The sequence below is a fragment of the Corallococcus sp. CA047B genome (assembly GCF_003612065.1).
Classification (GTDB): Bacteria; Myxococcota; Myxococcia; order Myxococcales; family Myxococcaceae; genus Corallococcus; species Corallococcus praedator.
The window spans coordinates 1-2,682 of the sequence record NZ_RAWD01000574.1 but is presented as its reverse complement, the minus strand read 5'-3'; the positions used below and the strand labels follow the sequence as shown (position 1 = coordinate 2,682).

Sequence of the window (2,682 nt, the reverse complement as noted above, 5' to 3'; positions counted from 1 at the left end):
GGACCCCACCATGACGACCGCGACATCGCAGCCGGCCGCCCCTCCCCTTCCGGCCTGGAGTCGGGCCTTCCGCAACATCTCCCGCCAGCATGGCTTCCAACCCCTGCGGGTGGAGGGACGGATCCCGGAGGGGCTCCGCGGGTCGCTGTTCCGTCTGGGCGCGTGGACGTTCGACGTGCACGGGCTGCCATTGCAGCACTGGTTCGACGGTGACGGCGGCGTGATGGGCGTGCGCTTCGGGCCGGACGGCGTCCAGGGCGCGGCACGGCTCGTGGACTCGCGCACCATGGTCGCGGAGCGGAAAGCGGGCCGGCAGCTCTTCGGCAGCTACGCCATGCCCACGCCGCTGCGCAACAAGCTGCTCAACCCCCAGAAGAACAACGCGAACACGGCGCTGCTGCCGTGGAACGGCAAGCTGTACGCGCTGCACGAGCCGAACCTCCCCGTGGAGCTGTCCACGGAGGACCTGACCAGTCTGGGCGAGACGAACCTGGACGGCGTCGTGCTGAAGTCGTTCTCCGCGCACCCGCACCGCGTCCCCTCGCGGGCGACGACGTACAACTTCGGCCAGCACCACGGCCGGGTGAACACGCTGGAGCTGTACGCCCTGCCGGATGGCGGCAAGGCGCGGCACATGGGGTCCGTGACGCTGCCCGGTGCGACCATGGTCCATGACTACCGGGTCACGGACCGCTACCTCATCTTCTTCCTGCCGGCGATGCGCATCGACGTCTTGAAGATGCTGCTGCGCATCGGCGCGTTCGCGAGCAACGTCTCCTTCCGGCCGGGCGCGGCGTCGGAGGTGCTGGTGGTGCCCATCGACGACGTGGCGCACCCCATCCGCATCCCCGCCGACTCCTTCTTCAACTGGCACTTCTCCAACGCCTACGAGGACGGCGACACGCTGGTGGTGGACTACGTGCGCTACCCTGACTTCGCCTCCAACCCGTGGCTGGGGGACCTGGTGCGCGGCAACCCGTCCACCGACGCCGACGGCATGCTCCACCGCGCGGTCATCGACCTGAAGGCCCGCACGTTCCGCAGCGAGCAGCTCATGGACCTGAGCTGCGAGTTCCCCCGCGTCGCCCCCAGCGTGGAGTGCCGGCCGTACCAGACGGCCTACCTGGGCGCGCACTCCACCCGCGAGGCCCGGCGCGGCCTCTACGATGCGGTGGTGCGGCTGGACCTGGACACCGGCCGCGTGACGCGGGCCGCGCTGGAGGCGGGCCAGTACCCCTCCGAGCCCGTCTTCGTGCCCCGCCCCGGTTCGAAGGCCGAGGACGACGGCTGGCTGCTCACCCAGGTCTTCGACACGAAGACGGACACCACCCACGTGGCCGTGCTGGACGCGGAGCGGCTGGACGCGGGGCCCGTGGCGCGCTGCCACTTCGAGCACGCCCTGCCGCCCACGTTCCACGGCGCGTTCGTCCCCGCCTGAGCGGCCCGTCAAACGACGAAGGTCCACCCGCGCATCGCACGGGTGGACCTCTTCACGTCGAACAGCCGTCAGCGGATTACAGCTGGCCGCTGTCCGCGATGACCACCGGCTGGCGCGTCTGGCCGGACTGCGAACCCACGCCTTCGATCTTCTTCACCACGTCCATGCCCTCGACGACCTTGCCGAAGACGACGTGCTTGCCGTCGAGCCACGGCGTGGGGACCGTGGTGAGGAAGAACTGCGAGCCGTTGGTGTTCTTGCCGGCGTTCGCCATGGACAGGAAGCCCGGGCCCGTGTGCTTGTGGATGAAGTTCTCGTCGTTGAACTTCTCACCGTAGATGGACTCACCGCCCGTGCCGTTGCCCGCGGTGAAGTCGCCGCCCTGGCACATGAACTGGGTGATGACGCGGTGGAAGGCCGAGCCCTTGTAGTGCAGCGGCTTGCCAGCGCGGCCAATGCCCTTCTCACCCGTGCACAAGGCGCGGAAGTTCTCCGCGGTCTTGGGAACGTCGTCGGAGAACAGCTCCATCACGATACGGCCGGCGGGCGCTCCACCGATCGTCATGTCGAAGAAGACCTTGGTGTTTGCCATGTTCACGTGCTCCACGGTGCGGGTTGGGCCAGAGACTGAAAAGGGCGTTCGTGCCGGGACGTACCAGACACGAGCGTCGTGAAGGCACGAGCTAGCACCGTCGCGTGCGCTGCGGAACAAATCCCGACACGCTCAGGCCCCCGGGCTGCCCGGCGGGGGGCCTTCGCGGAAGAGGTCCCCGAGCTCCAGCGTGATGGCCCGGCGGCTCAGGCGCAGCGACGCGAGCGCGAGCACCGCCGTGGTCCCCAAGAGCGCCACGCCCAGGGAGAAGGCCACCACCGGCAGCGCCTCCGGAACCTGGACGCTGCGGCGCAGCAGGTACAAGAGCGACGTCGCCACGAAGGACAGGAGCGCCGCGTACGTGAAGGCGATGGCCCGCGCGAGGATGGCGTGGCGGCGGTCCATGATGGACACCTCCTCGCGCAGGAGCGCCCGGCGCGCATGGCCCTCCGGCAGCGTGCGCCATTCGCGGACCATGTCCCGGATGCGCGCGGTGATGCGTGAGATCTGGTTGTCCAACCCCGTCGCCAGGATGCCGCATCCCGACACCATCACCGCGGGCGTCACCGCCGTGCCGATGAGCTGGATGGAAGAGAAGTCCAGGCCGTCCGTGACGCCGTTCATGCCCCCCTTCTGGCCCACCCCTGTCTCT

The 2,682-nt window shown here is 69.2% G+C and carries 3 protein-coding genes; 1 reads left to right on the top strand and 2 read right to left on the bottom strand.

Annotated features, from left to right (window positions below; genetic code table 11):
• A partial coding sequence (locus D7X74_RS41120; protein ID WP_370450867.1) for a carotenoid oxygenase family protein occupies positions 1 to 1,438 on the top strand: 1,438 nt, incomplete at its 5' end.
• Positions 1,439 to 1,514: 76 nt separating this feature from the next.
• Here the strand turns inward: D7X74_RS41120 and D7X74_RS41115 are convergent.
• Together D7X74_RS41115 and D7X74_RS41110 are read right to left on the bottom strand one after the other, a co-directional pair.
• A complete protein-coding gene (locus tag D7X74_RS41115) occupies positions 1,515 to 2,030 on the bottom strand; it encodes a peptidylprolyl isomerase (RefSeq protein ID WP_120538366.1) in 516 nt (171 codons plus the stop codon).
• Positions 2,031 to 2,162: 132 nt separating this feature from the next.
• A partial coding sequence (locus D7X74_RS41110) for a DUF2721 domain-containing protein (protein WP_233602477.1) occupies positions 2,163 to 2,682 on the bottom strand: 520 nt, incomplete at its 5' end.